General features: G+C 69.2%; 1 protein-coding gene. It reads right to left on the reverse strand.

Going from position 1 to position 1,357, the window contains the following annotated elements:
- The coding region (locus tag FCI23_RS55725; RefSeq protein WP_136731772.1) for an NF041680 family putative transposase at window positions 1–1,319 on the reverse strand (1,319 nt) is incomplete at its 3' end.
- Window positions 1,320–1,357: the final 38 nt, after the last annotated feature.

Consider the following 1,357-nt stretch of genomic DNA (forward strand, 5'->3'; position numbering starts at 1 on the left):
GGCAGACGGCTCGGGGTGCCCAGCCGTTCACGCAGATGTCGATATCCGCGGCGTACTCGGTGCGGGCTCAGTCCGCGTCCCGGCCGGGGAGGCTTCTCCCAGGGCCGACGCAGGTCTGCGACGAGGTGGCGAGCCAGGCGGAGTTGGACGTAGGCGACGGCGACGATCCAGGTCCAGCGCAGGGCCTGTTCGGGAGTTCGCAGGCGGGCGGCGGTCCAGCCGAGTTCCGACTTCAGCAGTCGGAAGGTGTGCTCCATGTCGAATCGCCGCAGGTAGGCCCGCCACAGCACGTCGATGTCCGGCGGGGTTCCGGTGGGGTCGGCGTGCCAGAGCCACATCGTGCGGTGCGGGCTGCGGCCGTCGGGCAGGCGCTCGACCCGTACCTCGATCACCGTCCCCTCGACTACTGGCAGGCGGGTGTTGAGCTGCGGGTACTGGTCGGCGAAGTAGCCGTTGCGCTGGACTTTCTGGTGCATGTGGTGCCAGGCGCGAACCTCGACGCGGCCGTAGCGGCGGGTATCTGGGACGACGAGCATCTGGTCGGGGCGGCGGAGGTTGACGGGTGCGGACAGTTCGAAGCGGTGGCCGTGCACGCCGTTGCGGCCGGGGCCGGGCTTGCGCGGTGCCGGCCGGCCATCGTAGAAAACACGATCACCGGCGATGCGGACCAGCAGCTGCACGGGCACGTCGGCCAGGGCGTGGGTGAGGCCGGAGGCGCTGTAACCCTGGTCGTGGATGAACAGCGGTGCCGGCCGGCCGTCGATTCGGAGCCTGCCGAGGTGGTCGAGGTGGTGAGCGACGCGGCGGATCTGCTCGTCGCTCGCCGCCACGGAGCAGGAGCCGGGCGGGATGCGGGCCACGTCGACGGGGAGCGTCCACGAGGACGAGCCCCACTCCAGCCCGGTGATCCACTGGAACTGCCAGCCCGGGATGGTCTTGCGGTCGCCATCGCAGCGGCAGGGCGCGTAGTGGTGCCCCCGGCCCGGCGAGCACTCCGCGCTCGGCCGGGGATACGTCGAGGCATCCACGCCGAACATCAAAGGCTCGTCCGGGAGCTGGCTCACCAGCAGGGATCGCAGCCGCTCTTCGTCGACCGCCCCGCGAGCCAGAGCGTCATACAGAGCACCGTGCCCGCGTCGGAAGTTCGACTGCAGTGACAGTTCGACGAGCGAGGTTACCGGACCCTCAGCGCACAGCACCGCGTCAGTCAGATCGAACAATGTGTCGGCCCGGGCCGGCAGGCAGTCGTAGAAGTCGGCACGGAATCGTGACAACACGGACAAGGACTCGACGCGGGTGGCGTCATCAACAACACTCATTGCAGCGGCCGTTCTTGTGACACCTTCGAGCTCGACAC

The sequence above is a fragment of the Actinacidiphila oryziradicis genome (genome assembly GCF_005047355.1).
Taxonomy (GTDB): Bacteria; Actinomycetota; Actinomycetes; order Streptomycetales; family Streptomycetaceae; genus Actinacidiphila; species Actinacidiphila oryziradicis.